The sequence below is a fragment of the Bacillus tequilensis genome (assembly GCF_012225885.1).
Classification (GTDB): Bacteria; Bacillota; Bacilli; order Bacillales; family Bacillaceae; genus Bacillus; species Bacillus tequilensis.
On sequence record NZ_CP048852.1, the window covers coordinates 1593456 to 1611859 of the forward strand.

Consider the following 18404-nt stretch of genomic DNA (forward strand, 5'->3'; position numbering starts at 1 on the left):
AAGAAGGCCTTGAATAATAAACTAGGAGATGTGAAAGATGAACCAACAAACAGTGAATGTAATTGGAGCCGGACTCGCAGGAAGTGAAGCAGCATGGCAGCTTGCCAAACGTGGGATTCAAGTCAAGTTATATGAAATGCGCCCTGTTAAACAAACACCTGCGCACCATACAGATAAATTTGCAGAGCTTGTATGCAGCAACTCCCTGCGCTCTAATACGCTCGCTAACGCTGTCGGTGTATTAAAGGAAGAAATGCGGGCGCTTGATTCAGCCATCATCGCGGCTGCTGACGAATGTTCTGTGCCTGCCGGCGGCGCTCTCGCGGTAGACCGTCATGAATTTGCCGCAAGTGTGACAAATCGGGTTAAAAATCATCCGAACGTAACCGTTATTAATGAAGAAGTGACAAAAATTCCTGAAGGCCCTACCATTATCGCAACGGGCCCGTTAACCTCTGAATCACTGTCTGCCCAGCTGAAGGAGCTGACTGGAGAGGACTATTTATATTTTTATGATGCAGCGGCGCCAATTGTAGAAAAAGACAGCCTTGATATGGATAAAGTATACTTGAAATCCCGTTATGATAAAGGTGAAGCGGCATATTTGAACTGCCCGATGACAGAAGAAGAGTTTGACCGTTTTCATGAAGCGTTAACATCAGCAGAAACAGTCCCATTAAAAGAATTTGAGAAAGAAGTGTTCTTTGAAGGCTGCATGCCGATTGAAGTCATGGCAAAACGGGGCAAGAAAACAATGCTTTTCGGCCCGATGAAACCGGTTGGTTTAGAGCATCCTGTTACAGGAAAACGTCCATATGCTGTCGTTCAGCTTAGACAGGATGATGCAGCTGGAACACTCTATAATATTGTAGGTTTCCAGACTCATTTAAAATGGGGAGATCAAAAGGAAGTTCTCAAATTAATCCCGGGGCTGGAAAATGTAGAAATCGTCAGATACGGCGTGATGCACAGAAACACGTTCATTAACTCTCCAAGCCTGTTAAAGCCGACTTATCAATTTAAAAACCGCAGTGATCTGTTCTTTGCAGGCCAAATGACGGGAGTAGAAGGATATGTGGAATCAGCTGCTTCAGGACTGGTAGCAGGTATTAATGCGGCTAAATTTGTTTTAGGAGAAGAGCTTGTTACTTTCCCGCAAGAAACAGCAATCGGCAGTATGGCTCACTATATTACAACAACAAACCAGAAGAACTTCCAGCCGATGAATGCAAACTTTGGGCTTTTAAAAGAATTGCCTGTTAGAATTAAAAATAAAAAAGAACGCAATGAACAATACGCGGAGCGTGCAATTGAGACAATTCAAACAATTTCGAAAACAATATAGGTATTGATTGCAACCTGAACGCGATTTGTGATACCATTTAAAAGCCCTTCCTGGGGAGGTATTAGCATGAAGAATGTTAAGAATTTCGTAAAGTTATTCGTAGAATATTTACAAATTGAAAAAAATTATTCACAATATACTATTGTGAATTATGTGGATTCAATTGAAGAATTCGAAACTTTTCTGCGCGTTCAAGGTATAAATGGATTTGAAGAAGCTGCATATCAAGATACTAGGATTTTTTTGACGGAAGCCTATGAAAAAGGTTTATCGAGAAGAACAATAAGCAAAAAGATATCTGCATTAAGAAGCTTTTATAAGTTTCTGATGCGGGAAAAGCTTGTTGAAGAAAATCCGTTTCAGCTTGTTCATCTGCCGAAACAAGAGAAACGGATACCGAAGTTTCTATATCAAAAAGAGCTTGAGGAACTGTTTGAAGTTTCAGATATAAGCCAGCCGACCGGAATGAGGGACCAAGCGCTGTTAGAACTTCTCTATGCCACGGGAATGAGGGTCAGTGAATGCTGTTCCATAACTGTTAACGACGTTGATTTATTTATGGACACTGTGCTTGTTCACGGTAAAGGCAAGAAGCAGCGATATATCCCCTTTGGGTCTTACGCCCGCGAAGCGTTGAAGGTATATATGAATAGCGGAAGACAGTGCTTGCTGATGAAAGCAAAAGAACCTCATGATCTATTGTTCGTAAATCAAAGAGGCGGACCGCTTACGGCCCGAGGTATCAGACATATTTTAAGCGGCCTCGTTCAAAAAGCGTCCGGCACTTTACATATCCATCCGCATATGCTTCGACATACGTTCGCCACTCATCTGTTAAACGAAGGAGCAGATTTGAGAAGCGTTCAGGAACTGCTCGGGCATTCCAATCTGTCTTCGACACAGATATACACGCATGTTTCGAAGGAAATGTTGAGAAACACATATATGTCTCACCATCCAAGAGCTTTTAAGAAAAATTAAAGGAGGCCCATTATGTCATCTTTTCATGCGACCACAATATTTGCCGTACAGCATAAGGGACGAAGCGCAATGTCCGGAGACGGCCAGGTGACATTTGGTCAGGCTGTTGTCATGAAACACACTGCAAGAAAAGTGAGAAAACTGTTTAACGGCAAGGTTCTTGCCGGGTTTGCGGGATCTGTTGCAGACGCTTTCACTTTATTCGAAAAGTTTGAAGCTAAGCTTGAAGAATATAACGGCAACATAAAACGGGCGGCTGTTGAGCTGGCGAAGGAATGGCGCAGCGATAAAGTGCTTAGAAAGCTTGAAGCCATGCTGATTGTAATGAATCAGGATACTTTGCTTCTCGTATCGGGAACAGGCGAGGTAATTGAACCAGATGACGGCATTCTCGCGATTGGATCAGGAGGCAACTACGCTTTGGCAGCCGGAAGAGCATTGAAAAAGCATGCCGGTGAAAGTATGTCTGCAAGTGAGATTGCCAGAGCCGCGTTAGAAACAGCAGGCGAAATTTGTGTGTACACGAACGATCAAATCATACTGGAAGAACTTGAATAGAAAGGACTTGAGGCGCATGGAAAAAAAACCGTTAACACCAAGACAGATTGTAGATCGGTTAGACCAATATATTGTCGGTCAGCAAAACGCGAAAAAAGCTGTCGCCGTGGCATTAAGAAACCGCTATAGAAGAAGTCTTCTGGATGAAAAGCTGAAGGACGAGGTCGTTCCGAAAAACATTTTAATGATGGGGCCTACCGGCGTCGGGAAAACTGAAATTGCCAGACGAATCGCCAAGCTTTCAGGTGCGCCATTTATCAAAATTGAAGCAACAAAATTTACCGAAGTCGGCTATGTAGGCAGAGATGTTGAATCAATGGTCAGAGACCTTGTTGAAACTTCTGTTCGGCTTATAAAAGAAGAGAAAATGAATGATGTAAAGGAGCAGGCAGAAGAAAATGCAAACAAACGCATTGTTCGTCTGTTAGTTCCTGGGAAGAAAAAACAATCAGGCGTTAAAAATCCGTTTGAAATGTTTTTTGGCGGCAGCCAGCCGAATAGCGAAGATGAGGCGGAGAGCCAGGAAGAAGCCAACATTGAGGAAAAAAGAAAACGCATGGCGCATCAGCTGGCTTTAGGAGAGCTCGAGGACTATTATGTAACAGTAGAAGTCGAAGAGCAGCAGCCTTCTATGTTTGACATGCTGCAGGGCTCGGGTATGGAGCAGATGGGTATGAATATGCAGGATGCTCTGAGCGGATTAATGCCAAAGAAAAAGAAACGGCGAAAAATGACAGTCAGAGAAGCCAGAAAAGTCCTGACGAATGAAGAAGCAAGCAAACTCATTGATATGGATGAAGTCAGCCAGGAAGCTGTTCAGAGAGCAGAAGAGAGCGGGATTATCTTTATCGACGAGATTGATAAAATTGCAAAAAACGGCGGCGCATCATCCTCTGCCGATGTATCAAGAGAAGGCGTTCAGCGGGATATCCTTCCGATCGTTGAGGGTTCTACCGTCGTCACTAAATATGGTTCAGTAAAAACAGATCATGTGTTATTTATTGCAGCAGGAGCGTTTCATATGGCCAAACCGTCTGATTTGATTCCTGAGCTGCAGGGGCGCTTTCCGATTCGTGTAGAACTGAGCAAACTCACGGTAGACGACTTCGTGAGGATTCTAGTTGAGCCGGATAATGCACTGCTAAAACAATATCAGGCATTATTGGAGACAGAAGGTATATCTCTTGAATTTTCTGACGAAGCTATTCATAAGATTGCTGAAGTTGCTTATCATGTGAACCAGGACACAGATAATATTGGTGCGAGACGCCTTCATACAATACTTGAACGCCTATTAGAAGATCTGTCCTTTGAAGCTCCTGATGTAACAATGGAGAAAATAACGATTACACCACAGTATGTCGAAGATAAGCTCGGAACGATAGCAAAAAACAAAGATTTAAGTCAATTTATATTGTGAAAAATTTAATAAGTGGAATGTTTAGGAGGATTATTTATCATGGCTTTATTACAAAAAACAAGAATTATTAACTCGATGCTGCAAGCTGCGGCAGGGAAACCGGTAAACTTCAAGGAAATGGCGGAGACGTTGCGGGATGTCATTGATTCCAATATTTTCGTTGTAAGCCGCAGAGGCAAACTCCTTGGATATTCTATTAATCAGCAGATTGAAAACGAGCGTATGAAAAAAATGCTTGAGGATCGTCAATTCCCAGAAGAATATACGAAAAACCTGTTTAATGTCCCTGAAACATCTTCTAACTTGGACATTAATAGTGAATATACTGCTTTTCCTGTTGAAAACAGAGACCTGTTCCAAGCTGGTTTAACAACAATTGTACCGATCATCGGAGGCGGAGAAAGATTAGGCACACTCATTCTTTCACGTTTACAGGATCAATTTAATGACGATGACCTAATTCTTGCTGAATACGGTGCTACAGTTGTCGGAATGGAAATTCTAAGAGAAAAAGCAGAAGAAATTGAAGAGGAAGCAAGAAGCAAAGCTGTCGTTCAAATGGCTATCAGTTCTCTTTCTTACAGTGAGCTTGAGGCAATTGAGCACATTTTTGAAGAGCTTGACGGAAACGAAGGGCTTCTAGTAGCAAGTAAAATTGCTGACCGTGTCGGCATTACCCGTTCTGTTATTGTTAACGCACTCAGAAAGCTGGAAAGCGCGGGTGTCATCGAATCAAGATCATTAGGAATGAAAGGTACTTATATCAAAGTCTTAAATAACAAATTCCTAATTGAATTAGAAAATCTGAAATCCCATTAATCATAAAAAGAACCCCTGTTACGGGGTTCTTTTTATTTCAAATAAAGGAAATGGCTAAGCTTTATTTCCTGGGTTAAAAGTCTTTCCTTGTAATAATTTTAATAAAGTTTGAATTTCACTTCAAAAAAACTCAAAAATGCCGAAAAAAAGGATAAAAAAATAGAAATTTTGTGCTGAAAACGTAGTTCAAATAATCTAGGACTATATACCTAGTTGTAAAATAGATAATTGTGAGGACATTTTTTTACACGAACTTCATAGACTTTATGCCTGTTATTTCTTACAATAAGCATATAGTTTTACAATTCTCGACAAGGATATAGAGGTTGAAAAAAACTGAAATGGAGGTAAGTGGATTTGAGCTTATTTTCTGGAACGATACAGAATCTTGAAAATGCCTTAAATAGAGCGGATATTAAGCAAAAAGTCACAACTAATAATATTGCTAATATAGATACACCGAACTATAAGGCGAAACAAGTCTCTTTTCAAAATTTATTAGATCAAGAATCCTCACGTCTTGATGCGATAAAAACAGACTATCGTCATGTTGATTTTTCTGATACTGATTCGAATTATTCAATTGTGAAGAGTGAGAATACATCGTATCAGCAAAATGGAAATAATGTTGATGTTGACAAAGAGATGACAGAATTGGCGCAAAATCAAATCAACTATCAAGCTTTAGTTGAAAGAATGAACGGTAAATTTAATTCGTTGAAGACCGTATTAACAGGAGGAAAATAATGACAGCTTTTCAAGGCTTAAATGTTTCAGCATCAGCTTTAACAGCTCAGCGTGTCAGAATGGATGTTGTTTCGTCTAACTTGGCTAATATGGATACGACACGAGCTAAGCAGGTGAATGGAGAGTGGGTGCCTTACAGAAGGAAAATGGTATCCCTTCAATCAAAAGGTGAATCGTTCTCTTCCATTCTCAATTCACAAATGAGCGGAAGCGGAAATGTTGGAAACGGCGTAAAGGTTTCAAAAATCACAGAAGATGGTTCGGAATTTAATCTTGTCTATGATCCTACAGATCCTGATGCGAATGCTGAAGGATATGTGCGAAAGCCTAATGTGGATCCGTTGAAAGAAATGGTTGACCTTGTCAGCAGCACCAGATCATACGAGGCGAATGTAACGGCGATGAATGCCACAAAGGGAATGCTGATGAAGGCATTAGAAATCGGAAAGTAAGGTGAATGAATGTGGTTAATGCAATTTCTCCTTTTCAGGTTCAAAATACTCAAAACACTCAAAATGCAACAAATCAAGTAAACAATAGCCAAAAAACAGATTCTTCAAATCAAACAAGCTTTTCGGAGCTTTTAAAAAACTCGATTAGTTCGTTAAATGAGTCCCAAGTAGCTTCTGACAATATGACTAATGCTTTGGCTGCAGGAAAAGATGTAAATCTTGATGAGGTCATGATCGCCGCTCAAAAAGCAAACATCTCTCTCACTGCTGCTACAGAGTTCCGCAATAAAGCTGTGGAAGCCTATCAGGAGATTATGAGAATGCAAATGTAGGGGGTCTGACGATTAACAGAAAGAGTGGAATGACCGGGGGTTAACATGAATCGTACTCTAATGCAAATGAAAAACAAAACGAGTGAGTTTTGGAAAAACAGATCTAAATTACAAAAGACTTTAATGATTAGTGTGTTAGCGGCAATTATTATTATTGGAATTATTGTTAGTGTTTTTGCTTCCAGTACAAAGATGGCGCCGCTTTACAAAGATTTATCTGCCGAAGAAGCAGGGAAAATCAAAGAAGAACTGGATAAGAAAAAAGTGCCAAACGAACTTTCGAATGGCGGTACAGTGATTAGCGTTCCAGAGGAACAGGTTGATTCATTGAAAGTGCAGCTGGCTGCGGAAGGACTTCCGAAAACCGGATCAATTGATTATTCGTTTTTTGGGCAGAATGCCAGCTTTGGTTTGACAGACAATGAGTTTGATATGGTGAAAGTGAAAGCGACACAGACAGAACTGTCAAATTTGATCAATGAAATGGACGGTATCAAAAATTCAAAAGTAATGATCAATCTCCCGAAAGACGCTGTGTTTGTCGGTGAGGAGCAGTCGGCAGCATCTGCATCAATCGTTTTGCAGACTGAACCGGGCTATACACTTGATCAAAGCCAGATCAACGGGTTGTATCATCTGGTGTCGAAAAGTGTGCCGAACCTAAAAGAAGATAACATCGTCATCATGGACCAGAATTCTACATACTACGACAAATCAGACAACGGTGCAGGGTCCTACGCGGATAGTTATTCTTCTCAGCAAGGAATTAAGTCTCAAGTTGAAAAAGACATCCAAAAGCATGTTCAGTCATTGCTTGGTACGATGATGGGACAAGATAAAGTCGTTGTCTCCGTTACAGCGGACATTGATTTCACAAAAGAAAAACGTACAGAAGACATTGTTGAACCTGTTGATAAAGACAACATGGAAGGTATTGCAGTCAGTGCGGAAAAGGTATCGGAAACATACCAAGGTGACGGTGCAGCCAATGGAGGTACTGCCGGAACTGGAAACGAAGATGTAACAAATTATAAAGGTGACGGTGGAAATTCTGAAAGCGGGAACTACGAAAAAAACAGCAATAAAATCAATTACGAGGTTAACCGAATCCATAAAGAAATCGCTGAAAGCCCTTATAAGGTTAGAGATTTAGGCATTCAAGTCATGGTAGAGCCGCCTGATGCCAAAAACACAGCGTCGCTATCAACTGAAAGACAGGGTGATATACAAAAGATTCTTTCAACTGTAGTCAGAACATCACTGGATAAAGATGAATTACAAAATCAGAATTTATCTGCTACTGATATCAACAATAAGATTGTTGTCTCTGTTCAGCCGTTTGACGGAAAAGTCAACTTGGATACGAGTGCGGAAAAATCCTCAGGTATCCCGCTTTGGGCATATATTATAGGCGGTGTTTTAATCGCAGCAATCATTGTTCTGATCATTATGCTTGTCAGAAAGAAACGGGCGCAAGAGGATGAATTCGAGGAATATGAGTATGACGTTCCTCAAGAACCAATCGATTTGCCTGATATCAACGAAGAGGAAAATGAAACAGCGGAAACAGTCAGACGAAAACAGCTTGAAAAAATGGCGAAAGAAAAGCCCGAAGATTTTGCGAAACTGCTGAGAAGCTGGCTGGCCGAGGATTAGGAGGAATTAGAAATGGCGAGACGTGATCAAGATAAGCTTTCAGGAAAACAAAAAGCAGCCATTCTCATGATTTCCTTGGGGTTAGATGTGTCAGCTTCTGTATATAAGCACTTAACCGATGAAGAAATTGAAAGGCTTACCCTGGAAATATCAGGTGTTCGAAGTGTCGATCACCAAAAAAAAGATGAAATTATAGAAGAATTTCATAATATAGCCATTGCGCAAGATTATATTTCTCAAGGCGGACTGAGCTATGCAAGACAAGTACTTGAAAAGGCGCTTGGAGAGAATAAGGCGGAAAACATTCTAAACAGGCTGACTTCTTCTTTACAGGTTAAACCATTTGATTTTGCCAGAAAAGCGGAGCCTGAACAAATTTTGAATTTTATACAGCAAGAGCATCCGCAGACGATGGCTTTAATCTTATCCTATTTAGATCCTGTGCAAGCCGGGCAAATTTTGTCCGAGCTGAATCCTGAGGTGCAGGCCGAGGTCGCAAGAAGAATCGCGGTCATGGACAGAACGGCGCCTGAAATTATTAATGAGGTAGAGCGGATCCTAGAACAAAAATTATCTTCTGCATTTACTCAGGACTATACACAAACAGGCGGAATTGAAGCTGTTGTGGAAGTGTTGAACGGGGTAGACAGAGGAACAGAGAAGACGATCTTGGATTCATTGGAAATTCAGGATCCCGATCTTGCTGAAGAAATTAAAAAGCGGATGTTTGTCTTCGAAGATATTGTTACGCTTGATAACCGCGCGATTCAGAGAGTCATTCGCGATGTTGAGAATGACGATCTGCTCCTTTCATTGAAAGTTGCCAGCGAGGAAGTCAAAGAAATTGTATTCAACAATATGTCACAGCGTATGGTTGAAACCTTCAAAGAAGAAATGGAATTCATGGGCCCTGTACGCTTGAAAGATGTAGAAGAGGCTCAATCAAGAATTGTAAGCATCGTCAGAAAGCTTGAAGAAGCCGGTGAAATTGTGATAGCAAGAGGCGGAGGGGACGATATTATTGTCTAATATCATTAAACAAGAAACATCTTTTTCTCCACAAAAGGAAAGAAGAAAACTTTCTATACAAGAGGTGCGTATTGATCATTCACACCTTTTACAGGCTGAAGAGAACCCGGAAGCGCTTATGGCACGAGTGAAAGAAGAAGCTGATCGGATTTCTGAGCAGGCAAACAGCCATATAGAAAGTATTCGCCGTCAAATTGAGCAGGAAAAAATTGATTGGGCGGCTGAAAAACAGAAGCTGATCGAGGAGGCAAAAGCCGCGGGCTTTGAACAAGGTGTGGCATTAGGCAAAGCCGAGGCGCTTCAACAATATGCCGAGCTTATCGAGCAGGCGAACAGCATAACTGAAATGTCCAGAAAAGCTGTTGAGGATAAGCTTGAAGACGCTAATGAAGAAATCGTTGAGCTCGCCGTCGCACTAGCTAAAAAAGTATGGAAGCAAAAATCTGATGATAAAGAGGCTTTTCGCCTGCTTGTACAACAGGTTGTAAACGAAGTTAAGGAATATGACGATATATCAATATATGTGGATCCTTATTACTATGAGACAATCTTTCAGCAAAAAGATGAAATTCAGCAGCTTCTTTATAAAGAATGCCGGCTTGGCATATATGCTGATGAACAGGCGCAAAAAGGTTCATGTTACATCGAAACGCCTTTTGGCAGGGTAGATGCGAGTGTTGACACACAATTGATGCAATTGAAAGATAAACTGCTGACAGCGCTGGAAGCGGGTGCAGCTGAATGAAGACACAGAGTCTGATAGATTGTATAGAAATAACGGACTCGTATAAACGGTACGGAAAAGTCAAACGGGTGATCGGCCTGATGATTGAATCAAAAGGGCCTGCAAGCTCAATTGGCGATGTGTGCTTAATTTATGCAAAAGGGCAATCCGGGAAAGTCATTAAAGCTGAGGTTGTCGGCTTCCAGGAAGAAAATATTTTGCTTATGCCTTATTTAGAGGCTGCAAGCATTGCGCCTGGCAGCATTGTAGAGGCTACTGGTGAGTCTCTGCGGGTTAAAGTCGGGGCTGGACTGATCGGACAAGTCATTGATGCTTTTGGGAAGCCGCTGGACGGAAAACTTTTGCCGAAAGGGCTTTCGCCTGTATCAACGGAGCAATCACCGCCCAACCCGATGAAACGGCCGCCTATCCGTGAAAAGATGGGTGTCGGAGTCAGATCAATTGACAGCTTACTAACGGTCGGAAAAGGCCAGCGGATTGGCATCTTTGCCGGAAGCGGTGTTGGAAAAAGCACATTAATGGGGATGATCGCCAAGCAGACAGAGGCTGACTTAAATGTCATTGCACTTGTCGGTGAACGCGGACGAGAGGTTCGGGAGTTTATTGAAAAAGACCTTGGGGAAGAGGGGCTCAAACGATCAATTGTGGTCGTTGCCACCTCAGATCAGCCAGCTTTAATGAGATTGAAAGCGGCTTACACAGCGACGGCAATTGCCGAGTATTTCCGCGATAAAGGCCAAAATGTCATGTTTATGATGGATTCTGTTACAAGGGTGGCAATGGCGCAGCGTGAGATTGGACTGGCTGCAGGAGAGCCTCCGACCACAAAAGGCTATACACCTTCTGTGTTCGCTATTTTACCTCGTTTATTAGAACGAACCGGTGCAAATGAGCATGGTACCATTACGGCGTTTTATACAGTATTGGTAGACGGGGATGACATGAATGAGCCGATTGCTGACACTGTTCGCGGAATTTTAGACGGACATATCGTGTTGGACAGGGCGCTCGCTAATAAAGGGCAGTTTCCTGCAGTTAATGTATTAAAAAGCATCAGCAGGGTGATGTCGAATATATCGACAAGACAACACTTGGATGCAGCAAATAAATTCCGTGAACTTTTATCAACATATCAAAATTCGGAAGATCTCATTAATATTGGGGCTTACAAAAGAGGGTCCTCAAGAGAAATTGATGAAGCGATTCAATTTTATCCGCAGCTTATTCAATTTTTAAAACAGGGAACAGACGAATCAGCATTATTGGAAGAAAGCATTGCTGCATTAACTAGTTTGACAGGAAATGAGGAATAAACGTGGCTTATCAATTTAGATTTCAAAAGCTGCTGGAACTAAAAGAAAATGAGAAAGATCAATCCTTATCCGAGTATCAGCAATCAGTTTCTGAATTTGAAAATGTTGCAGAAAAGTTATATGAGAATATGAGCAAAAAAGAATTGCTTGAACAAAATAAGGAAAAGAAATTGAAAAGCGGCATGAGCGTACAAGAAATGAGGCATTACCAGCAATTTGTCTCAAATCTTGAGAATACGATTTATCACTATCAAAAACTTGTCGTCATGAAAAGAAATCAAATGAATCAAAAGCAAGAAATTTTGACTGAGAAAAATATTGAAGTAAAGAAGTTTGAAAAAATGCGTGAAAAACAGTTTAAAATGTTTGCTCTTGAAGACAAAGCTGCAGAGATGAAAGAGATGGACGATATTTCGATTAAGCAGTTTATGATTCAAGGCTATTAGGAGCGAATGTAATGTCCGGCAAAAAGAAAGAATCAGGTAAGTTCCGTTCGGTTTTGCTTATCATTATCCTTCCGCTGATGTTTCTTTTAATAGCAGGAGGGATTGTTCTTTGGGCTGCTGGTGTTAATGTCTTAAAGCCGATACAGGAAGCTGCGGCAAAAACGCCGGTTCTTAAAGAGTTGGTTCCTGAACCCGGAAATAAAAAAGACACAGCATCAAGTAAGGATAGCGGTAATACAGCTGCTCTGGAAAAGACCATTAAGGATCAAAAAAGTGAAATCAGTATATTGAATAAAGATTTGGAAACGAGTAAATCTGAAATTGATGGACTCAATCAAAAGATCCGTTCACTTGAAAAGACGGCGGAGGATCAAAAAAAGCCACCAGAAGATAGTACGGCCAAAACATCAGGCTCAAATTCTTCTTCTAAAAGTGACAAAGTAATCAGTGTATATAAAAGCATGGACAGTGGAAAGGCTGCTAAAATTATTACCCAATTAAAGGAGCAAGAAGCGCTGAAAATATTGAATGGCCTAAGCAAAAAGCAGCTTGCCGATATATTGGCGAAAATGACTCCAGAGCAAGCAGCAACCTATACAGAGAAAATTGCTGCCAGCCAAGAATAGGGGGAATTGAAGGTGAAGCTGCTTGAATTGGCGGGACCTTTGCTGCAAACCACAGCAGGTACTGCGGCTAAAACCACAAAAGGCGGCCAAGGCGTTTTTCAAAATTGGCTTTTGTCTGAGGCTGGATTGAAGGAACTGTCAGAACAAGGAAAAGGAACTTCTGATTCCGGAAATCAGCCTGTAGCAGATGCGCTTAAAAAGATCAGTGATTGGCTAATTGCAAGTCCTGCAGATCAAGACAAACAAAAAGCGGAGCTTCTGTTAACATTAAGCAAACTAACTGGAAAGCAGTTGGATGAAACTGCTCAGCAAATGCTGCAGAATCTGCTGCAAGCAGTTAAAGCAAAAATGTCCGGCGGGACGGATCAATTACTCGCAGAAACAGAGAAAATCATTTCAAAAAGTAAGACGGCTCTGGCTGCTAATGATTCTGCTGCTGACATGAAAGAAAAACTGAAGTCTGATACAGAGCAATCAAATCAGGAGAATGAAGTACCTGACGATGATAAAGAACTTGTCCTTATTCAGATGTTCATCAGTCAGCTTCTAGAAGGAAATAAGCTGACTGACCGCGGGAATGGCAATCAAGCTCATGTCATTTACCAGAATGGAGATCAATTTCTGTCTGCATTAGAAAAAAAAGGCGTATCTCAACAGCTCATTCAGGATCTTAAACAGCAACTATTTACTAAAGATGAGTCGAGTTCAAAGCTTTATTCGATGACAGCGTCAGAGTTGAAAAGTTTTCAAAGCTTAATGGAACAAATGTCTATGCTTCCTCAAAAAGGGACCAAAGAATGGAATTTAGCTGAAAGTCAGCTGAAAGCTTTCTTGTTATCGAAATCATCCGAATCGTCGCAAGACGTTGGCAAGCGTGCTCTTGCACCTCTGTCACAGAGTCCATCCAGTAAAGGTGCATCTGATGCTTCTGGAAGTATTCAGCCTGTAGATAGTAAATCAGGACTGCAAATGCTGTTTTCAGGGTATCGGAGCACTGGAGGAGTCCAAACACTTGATCTGCAGCAAATGTCATCTGACTTACCGGCTGCGGAAACAAAAACGGTGGCTGATCAGGTGATCAATGGGTGGAAGCAGATGAAATATACGCCATTTGGCAGATCGACGGGAAGTTTCACCATTCGGCTGAACCCTGAACACTTAGGGTTTGTCACAATCAAGCTGACAAATGAAAATGGGATGTTTCAGAGTAAAATCATTGCATCGAGCCAATCAGCAAAGGAACTGCTTGAACAGCATCTTCCTCAGCTGAAGCAATCATTGCCGAATATGGCCGTCCAAATTGATCGTTTTACGCTCCCGGTGCAAAGCGGGGATCAGCCGATATACGGACAGCTTGCTGATGAACAGAAACAGCAGCATGAGGGGCAAAGACAACAAAGACAGAAAAAGCAATCAAATGATTTTGATGATCTGCTTGAAGAAGTGTCGATGGTTGAAATGGAGGAAGAAGAATGACTTCTATCAGTTCAGAATATAAGCTGCCTGAAAAAACCAACACGGTGAAGACTAACAATAGCAGCTTGGGGAAAGATGAATTCTTAAAAATATTAATGACTCAAGTCAAAAGCCAAGATCCGCTCAACCCGGTTGATGACAAAGAATTTATCAGTCAGATGGCGACTTTTTCAAGCTTGGAACAAATGATGAATTTAAATACCACAATGACTCAGTACGTCGAAAATCAAGATCCGTTTACGACGCACCTTGATTGGATGGGCAAAGAAGTTTCTTGGACTGCTGACGAAGGAGCAACAGAAAAAACAGGCACAGTAAGCTCAGTAAAACAGTCAAAGGGAAACTATTATCTCGTGCTGAAGGATGGTACTGAAATCAGTCCGTCGAATGTGTTGTCTGTATCACAGTCTTCTAAATAAAAAATCTGGGGGAATACATTAATGTTACGTTCACTTTATTCTGGAATCAGCGGTATGAAAAACTTTCAAACAAAGCTTGACGTTATCGGCAACAACATTGCCAACGTGAATACAGTAGGATTCAAAAAGAGCCGTGTTACTTTTAAAGATATGGTAAGCCAAACGATTGCCGGCGGCTCTGCTGCTGGTGCCACTATCGGCGGTACGAACTCTAAGCAGATCGGTTTAGGTTCATCATCAGGCACAATTGATACAATACATTCAACAAGCGCACCACAAAGCACAGGAAGAACACTTGATTTAGCAATTGATGGCGACGGCTATTTTCGAATTGATACAGGTGCCGGAACAGCTTATACAAGAGCTGGAAACTTCTATTTAGATAACACTGGAACATTGGTTACAGGTGATGGCTACCATGTATTAAATATGAATGGCGGAACAATTAAAATTCCTACTGATGCACAAAGCTTCAGTATTGGTTCTGATGGAAAGGTTTCAATTGTTGATGCGGGCGGACAAACACAAAACGGCGGACAAATCGGGATCGTTACATTTGCAAACAATGATGGTTTGGATAAAATCGGCAGCAACTTATATCGTCAGTCATTAAACTCTGGAGCCGCCAGTGCAGCTAACCAGCCTGGTGATGGCGGTACAGGTTCCCTGAAAGTAGGGTTTCTCGAAATGTCTAACGTTGATTTAACTGATGAATTTACTGAAATGATCGTTGCCCAGCGCGGATTCCAATCAAACTCGAAGATTATTACAACATCTGATGAAATCCTTCAAGAATTGGTTAACCTTAAACGTTAAGGAGGGAGGGGAGGCGAGTAATCGCTTCTCCGCTGTTTTATGATTAAAGTAACCCGTTTGAATGGGCAGCCCTTTACACTGAATGCGCTATTTATTGAACAGATTGAATGCTTTCCGGATACTACAATTACACTGTCAAACGGTAAGAAGTTTGTAGTAAAAGAAGATGAAGAAGCTGTTCTGGAAAAGATCGCATCCTTTTACCGAAAAATACAAATATTTGCAATGGATCAAGGAATAGAGGAACCGGAATGAAGAAAAAATTAATGATTATTTTGCTAATTATTCTTATCGTAATTGGTGGTCTCGGCGCGGCGGCTTATTTCGTTTTTGGCGGAAAGTCTGAAAAAAGTGAAGCGGACAAAAGTATCGATGAAATCGTTGCATCTTCTGTTGATATAGAAGAGATCACAACAAATTTAAAGTCTGATAACATTATTCGGCTTGCTATTAAACTCGAAACTGACTCTGATAAATCAAAAGAAGAACTTCAAAAACGCGATTTTCAAGTCAAGGACGCTGTAATATCACTGCTGGCTGATACGAATGCTAATGAGATTGAGGGAGACAAGGGAAAAGAAACCTTTAAGAAGGAACTAAAAGGTAAAATAAATAGCTACCTCCAAGAAGGAAAAGTAGAAAAAGTGTATATTACCTCCTTTAATCTGCAATAAACAACAATTTGACAGAATACGGAGGTGAGGAAAATGTCAGGAGAAGTTCTCTCCCAAAATGAAATAGATGCACTGCTTTCTGCAATATCAACTGGTGAAATGGACGCTGAAGAGCTGAAAAAAGAAGAAAAAGAGAAGAAAGTGAAGGTTTATGATTTCAAACGTGCACTGCGTTTTTCCAAGGATCAGATCCGCAGTTTAACGAGAATTCATGACAACTTTGCAAGACTTCTAACGACACACTTTTCTGCTCAGCTCAGAACCTATATTCACATATCTGTCAGTTCTGTTGACCAGGTCCCGTATGAGGAATTTATCAGATCCATTCCGAATATGACGATTTTAAATCTGTTTGACGTCCACCCGATGGAAGGCAGAATTATGATGGAGGTTAACCCGACGATTGCTTATGCGATGATGGATCGGGTAATGGGCGGGATTGGAATCAGTCATAATAAGGTTGATAGTTTAACAGAAATTGAAACAAAAATCATTTCTAATTTATTTGAAAATGCACTGGGAAATTATAAAGAAGCTTGGCAGTCAATTGCTGATATTGAACCGGAAATGACTGAGTTTGAAGTGAATCCGCAATTCGTTCAGATGGTATCTCCTAATGAGACAGTCGTGGTCATCTCACTCAATACTCAAATCGGTGAAATCAGCGGTGTCATTAATCTCTGTATCCCGCATATCGTCCTCGAGCCGCTCATACCGAAGCTTTCAGTCCACTATTGGATGCAATCAGATAGAAATGAGCCTAAGCCTGAGGAAACAAAGTCGCTTGAAAAACGTATCATGACAGCACAAATACCTGTCGTGGCCGAGCTCGGCACATCTGAACTGACAATAGAAGAGTTTTTAATTTTAGAAGTCGGAGACTGCATAACTTTAGACAAATCAGTCACAGATCCTCTTACTGTATTGGTCGGAGATAAGCCGAAATTTTTAGGACAAGCCGGCCGGGTGAATCGAAAACAGGCAGTGCAAATTTTAGATCACGACATAAGAGGTGAACAAGATGGAGAATAATAGATTATCTCAAGATGAGATTGACGCGCTTCTTAACGGCACAGGCAGCACGCCGGATGAGCCAGAGGTTCCGGAAGTACATGACTTGTCGGAAATGGAGCGTGATGCAATCGGTGAAATTGGAAATATTTCATTTGGCAGTTCTGCGACAGCACTTTCAACGCTTTTAAATCAAAAGGTCGATATTACGACTCCGAGTGTAACTGTCATTCCTAAAAGTAAAATCAGCGATGCGTTTCCTGAACCGTATGTAGCGATTGAAGTGAATTATACAGAGGGCTTCAGCGGCAGCAACCTGCTGGTCGTGGAGCAAAATGACGCGGCGATCATTGCTGACTTAATGATCGGTGGAGACGGAAAAGGTGCGGACCCTTCACTGGGTGAAATCCATTTAAGTGCGGTTCAAGAAGCAATGAACCAAATGATGGGATCAGCCGCTACATCAATGTCTACTGTATTCAGTAAAAAAATTGATATTTCACCGCCTCGGGTTGAGTTGCTCGATGTTACTGAAGAAAAGGGAACAGACCGTATTCCTGATGATGAAATGCTGGTGAAAGTTTCTTTCAACTTAAAGGTGGGAGAATTAATAGACTCCAGCATTATGCAGCTTTACCCGCTGACATTTGCGAAAGATTTAATTTCAAGTCTTATGAACACAGAAAGTGCAGAGGAAGAAACAGCGGTGCAGCCTGATGTTGCATATGAGCAGCCGAAAGAGCCTGTCATGCCAGAGCCGCGTAATGAACAGCAGCCGCAGCAGCCGCCAAAAAGGCAGGGAACACCGAAAAAAGCAGCGCCTGTTCAGGTTTCTCCGGTGGAATTTTCCGCGTTTGATCCAAACGAGGCTTCGCAAGCCCCTATAAACAACCTGGATATGCTTTTGGATATCCCGCTTTCGATTACTGTTGAGCTTGGCAGAACGAAGAGAAGCGTAAAAGAGATTTTGGAGCTTTCTGCCGGAAGTATTATTGAACTTGATAAATTAGCCGGTGAACCTGTAGATATTTTAGTTAATCAGCGTATTGTTGCCAAAGGCGAGGTCGTTGTCATTGAAGAAAACTTTGGGGTAAGAGTCACTGACATTTTAAGCCAGGCAGAGCGCATTAATAATTTAAAATAACGAAACACAAGGAGAGAGATTGATTATGGCACACAGAATTTTAATTGTAGATGACGCAGCATTTATGCGAATGATGATTAAAGATATTTTGGTGAAAAACGGATTTGAAGTAGTAGCAGAAGCAGAAAATGGAGCACAAGCAGTAGAAAAGTATAAAGAGCATTCTCCTGATCTTGTTACTATGGATATCACAATGCCAGAGATGGATGGGATTTCAGCATTAAAAGAAATTAAACAAATTGATGCACAAGCAAGAATCATTATGTGTTCTGCTATGGGTCAGCAATCAATGGTTATTGATGCCATTCAGGCCGGCGCTAAGGATTTTATCGTAAAACCATTCCAGGCTGACCGTGTGCTTGAAGCAATCAACAAAACATTAAGTTAAAGGGTGT

General features: G+C 41.3%; 22 protein-coding genes. All 22 read left to right on the forward strand.

Translation table 11 applies throughout. The annotated features are described in order from the left end of the window. The first annotated feature begins 37 nt into the window (after positions 1-37). A complete protein-coding gene (gene trmFO, locus G4P54_RS08445; protein WP_167872354.1) occupies positions 38-1345 on the forward strand; it encodes an FADH(2)-oxidizing methylenetetrahydrofolate--tRNA-(uracil(54)-C(5))-methyltransferase TrmFO in 1308 nt (435 codons plus the stop codon). 66 nt (positions 1346-1411) lie between these two features. After that, positions 1412-2326 (forward strand): tyrosine recombinase XerC, encoded by a 915-nt coding sequence (gene xerC, locus G4P54_RS08450; RefSeq protein ID WP_024716063.1) that lies wholly within the window; start codon positions 1412-1414, stop codon positions 2324-2326. A 12-nt stretch (positions 2327-2338) separates the two neighbouring features. Further along, positions 2339-2884 carry an ATP-dependent protease subunit ClpQ gene (gene clpQ, locus G4P54_RS08455; RefSeq protein ID WP_064813768.1) on the forward strand — a complete coding sequence of 182 codons (546 nt, stop codon included), beginning with the start codon at positions 2339-2341 and terminating at the stop codon, positions 2882-2884. Positions 2885-2891: 7 nt separating this feature from the next. Continuing rightward, positions 2892-4304, forward strand: coding sequence for an ATP-dependent protease ATPase subunit HslU (hslU, locus tag G4P54_RS08460; RefSeq protein ID WP_277348621.1), 1413 nt, complete (start codon positions 2892-2894; stop codon positions 4302-4304). A 39-nt stretch (positions 4305-4343) separates the two neighbouring features. Beyond that, positions 4344-5123: a GTP-sensing pleiotropic transcriptional regulator CodY gene (gene codY, locus G4P54_RS08465; protein WP_024716060.1), complete on the forward strand. Its 780-nt coding sequence runs from the start codon at positions 4344-4346 to the stop codon at positions 5121-5123. Between the two features lie 357 nt (positions 5124-5480). Further along, on the forward strand, positions 5481-5870 hold the full coding sequence (gene flgB, locus G4P54_RS08470) for a flagellar basal body rod protein FlgB (protein WP_167872356.1): 390 nt from the start codon (positions 5481-5483) through the stop codon (positions 5868-5870). Next, positions 5870-6322: a flagellar basal body rod protein FlgC gene (flgC, locus tag G4P54_RS08475; protein WP_024716058.1), complete on the forward strand. Its 453-nt coding sequence runs from the start codon at positions 5870-5872 to the stop codon at positions 6320-6322. The genes flgB and flgC overlap by 1 nt, the downstream gene beginning before the upstream one ends. 11 nt (positions 6323-6333) lie before the next feature. Continuing rightward, positions 6334-6654, forward strand: a complete 321-nt coding sequence (fliE, locus tag G4P54_RS08480) for a flagellar hook-basal body complex protein FliE (RefSeq protein WP_024716057.1) — start codon at positions 6334-6336, stop codon at positions 6652-6654. Between the two features lie 45 nt (positions 6655-6699). After that, a complete protein-coding gene (gene fliF, locus G4P54_RS08485; protein ID WP_167872357.1) occupies positions 6700-8310 on the forward strand; it encodes a flagellar basal-body MS-ring/collar protein FliF in 1611 nt (536 codons plus the stop codon). Between the two features lie 12 nt (positions 8311-8322). Next, on the forward strand, positions 8323-9339 hold the full coding sequence (fliG, locus tag G4P54_RS08490; protein WP_024716055.1) for a flagellar motor switch protein FliG: 1017 nt from the start codon (positions 8323-8325) through the stop codon (positions 9337-9339). Further along, complete coding sequence (fliH, locus tag G4P54_RS08495) at positions 9332-10084, forward strand: flagellar assembly protein FliH (protein ID WP_167872358.1); 753 nt, start codon at positions 9332-9334, stop codon at positions 10082-10084. The genes fliG and fliH overlap by 8 nt, the downstream gene beginning before the upstream one ends. Beyond that, entirely contained in the window at positions 10081-11397 is a 1317-nt protein-coding gene (gene fliI, locus G4P54_RS08500; RefSeq protein ID WP_024716053.1) for a flagellar protein export ATPase FliI, read from the forward strand. The genes fliH and fliI overlap by 4 nt, the downstream gene beginning before the upstream one ends. A 2-nt stretch (positions 11398-11399) precedes the next feature. Further along, entirely contained in the window at positions 11400-11843 is a 444-nt protein-coding gene (gene fliJ / locus G4P54_RS08505) for a flagellar export protein FliJ (protein WP_024716052.1), read from the forward strand. A gap of 11 nt (positions 11844-11854) precedes the next feature. Continuing rightward, positions 11855-12469, forward strand: a complete 615-nt coding sequence (locus G4P54_RS08510) for a MotE family protein (RefSeq protein ID WP_024716051.1) — start codon at positions 11855-11857, stop codon at positions 12467-12469. A 12-nt stretch (positions 12470-12481) separates the two neighbouring features. After that, positions 12482-13945 (forward strand): flagellar hook-length control protein FliK, encoded by a 1464-nt coding sequence (locus G4P54_RS08515; RefSeq protein ID WP_167872359.1) that lies wholly within the window; start codon positions 12482-12484, stop codon positions 13943-13945. Next, a complete protein-coding gene (flgD, locus tag G4P54_RS08520; protein WP_167872360.1) occupies positions 13942-14364 on the forward strand; it encodes a flagellar hook assembly protein FlgD in 423 nt (140 codons plus the stop codon). Before G4P54_RS08515 ends, flgD begins: the two co-directional genes overlap by 4 nt. A gap of 21 nt (positions 14365-14385) precedes the next feature. Next, positions 14386-15180, forward strand: coding sequence for a flagellar basal body rod protein FlgG (flgG, locus tag G4P54_RS08525; RefSeq protein ID WP_167872361.1), 795 nt, complete (start codon positions 14386-14388; stop codon positions 15178-15180). A 39-nt stretch (positions 15181-15219) separates the two neighbouring features. Next, the gene (gene swrD / locus G4P54_RS08530; RefSeq protein WP_015383665.1) at positions 15220-15435 is read left to right on the forward strand and encodes a swarming motility protein SwrD; all 216 of its coding nucleotides are present in this window, start codon (positions 15220-15222) and stop codon (positions 15433-15435) included. Next, positions 15432-15854: a flagellar basal body-associated protein FliL gene (gene fliL, locus G4P54_RS08535; protein WP_024716046.1), complete on the forward strand. Its 423-nt coding sequence runs from the start codon at positions 15432-15434 to the stop codon at positions 15852-15854. The genes swrD and fliL overlap by 4 nt, the downstream gene beginning before the upstream one ends. Before the next feature lie 33 nt (positions 15855-15887). Beyond that, positions 15888-16886, forward strand: a complete 999-nt coding sequence (fliM, locus tag G4P54_RS08540; RefSeq protein WP_024716045.1) for a flagellar motor switch protein FliM — start codon at positions 15888-15890, stop codon at positions 16884-16886. Further along, positions 16876-18009: a flagellar motor switch phosphatase FliY gene (gene fliY, locus G4P54_RS08545; protein ID WP_167872362.1), complete on the forward strand. Its 1134-nt coding sequence runs from the start codon at positions 16876-16878 to the stop codon at positions 18007-18009. Before fliM ends, fliY begins: the two co-directional genes overlap by 11 nt. 25 nt (positions 18010-18034) lie before the next feature. Beyond that, a complete protein-coding gene (gene cheY, locus G4P54_RS08550; RefSeq protein WP_003220882.1) occupies positions 18035-18397 on the forward strand; it encodes a chemotaxis protein CheY in 363 nt (120 codons plus the stop codon). Positions 18398-18404: the final 7 nt, after the last annotated feature.

Coding starts and splice junctions, on each gene's coding strand:
- fliF (WP_167872357.1), top strand. CDS start 6,700: ATGAATCGTACTCTAATGCAAATGAAAAACAAAACGAGTGAGTTTTGG.
- clpQ (WP_064813768.1), top strand. CDS start 2,339: ATGTCATCTTTTCATGCGACCACAATATTTGCCGTACAGCATAAGGGA.
- cheY (WP_003220882.1), top strand. CDS start 18,035: ATGGCACACAGAATTTTAATTGTAGATGACGCAGCATTTATGCGAATG.
- swrD (WP_015383665.1), top strand. CDS start 15,220: ATGATTAAAGTAACCCGTTTGAATGGGCAGCCCTTTACACTGAATGCG.
- fliY (WP_167872362.1), top strand. CDS start 16,876: ATGGAGAATAATAGATTATCTCAAGATGAGATTGACGCGCTTCTTAAC.
- trmFO (WP_167872354.1), top strand. CDS start 38: ATGAACCAACAAACAGTGAATGTAATTGGAGCCGGACTCGCAGGAAGT.
- xerC (WP_024716063.1), top strand. CDS start 1,412: ATGAAGAATGTTAAGAATTTCGTAAAGTTATTCGTAGAATATTTACAA.
- fliM (WP_024716045.1), top strand. CDS start 15,888: ATGTCAGGAGAAGTTCTCTCCCAAAATGAAATAGATGCACTGCTTTCT.
- G4P54_RS08510 (WP_024716051.1), top strand. CDS start 11,855: ATGTCCGGCAAAAAGAAAGAATCAGGTAAGTTCCGTTCGGTTTTGCTT.
- fliG (WP_024716055.1), top strand. CDS start 8,323: ATGGCGAGACGTGATCAAGATAAGCTTTCAGGAAAACAAAAAGCAGCC.
- flgD (WP_167872360.1), top strand. CDS start 13,942: ATGACTTCTATCAGTTCAGAATATAAGCTGCCTGAAAAAACCAACACG.
- codY (WP_024716060.1), top strand. CDS start 4,344: ATGGCTTTATTACAAAAAACAAGAATTATTAACTCGATGCTGCAAGCT.
- fliI (WP_024716053.1), top strand. CDS start 10,081: ATGAAGACACAGAGTCTGATAGATTGTATAGAAATAACGGACTCGTAT.
- fliL (WP_024716046.1), top strand. CDS start 15,432: ATGAAGAAAAAATTAATGATTATTTTGCTAATTATTCTTATCGTAATT.
- flgG (WP_167872361.1), top strand. CDS start 14,386: ATGTTACGTTCACTTTATTCTGGAATCAGCGGTATGAAAAACTTTCAA.
- flgC (WP_024716058.1), top strand. CDS start 5,870: ATGACAGCTTTTCAAGGCTTAAATGTTTCAGCATCAGCTTTAACAGCT.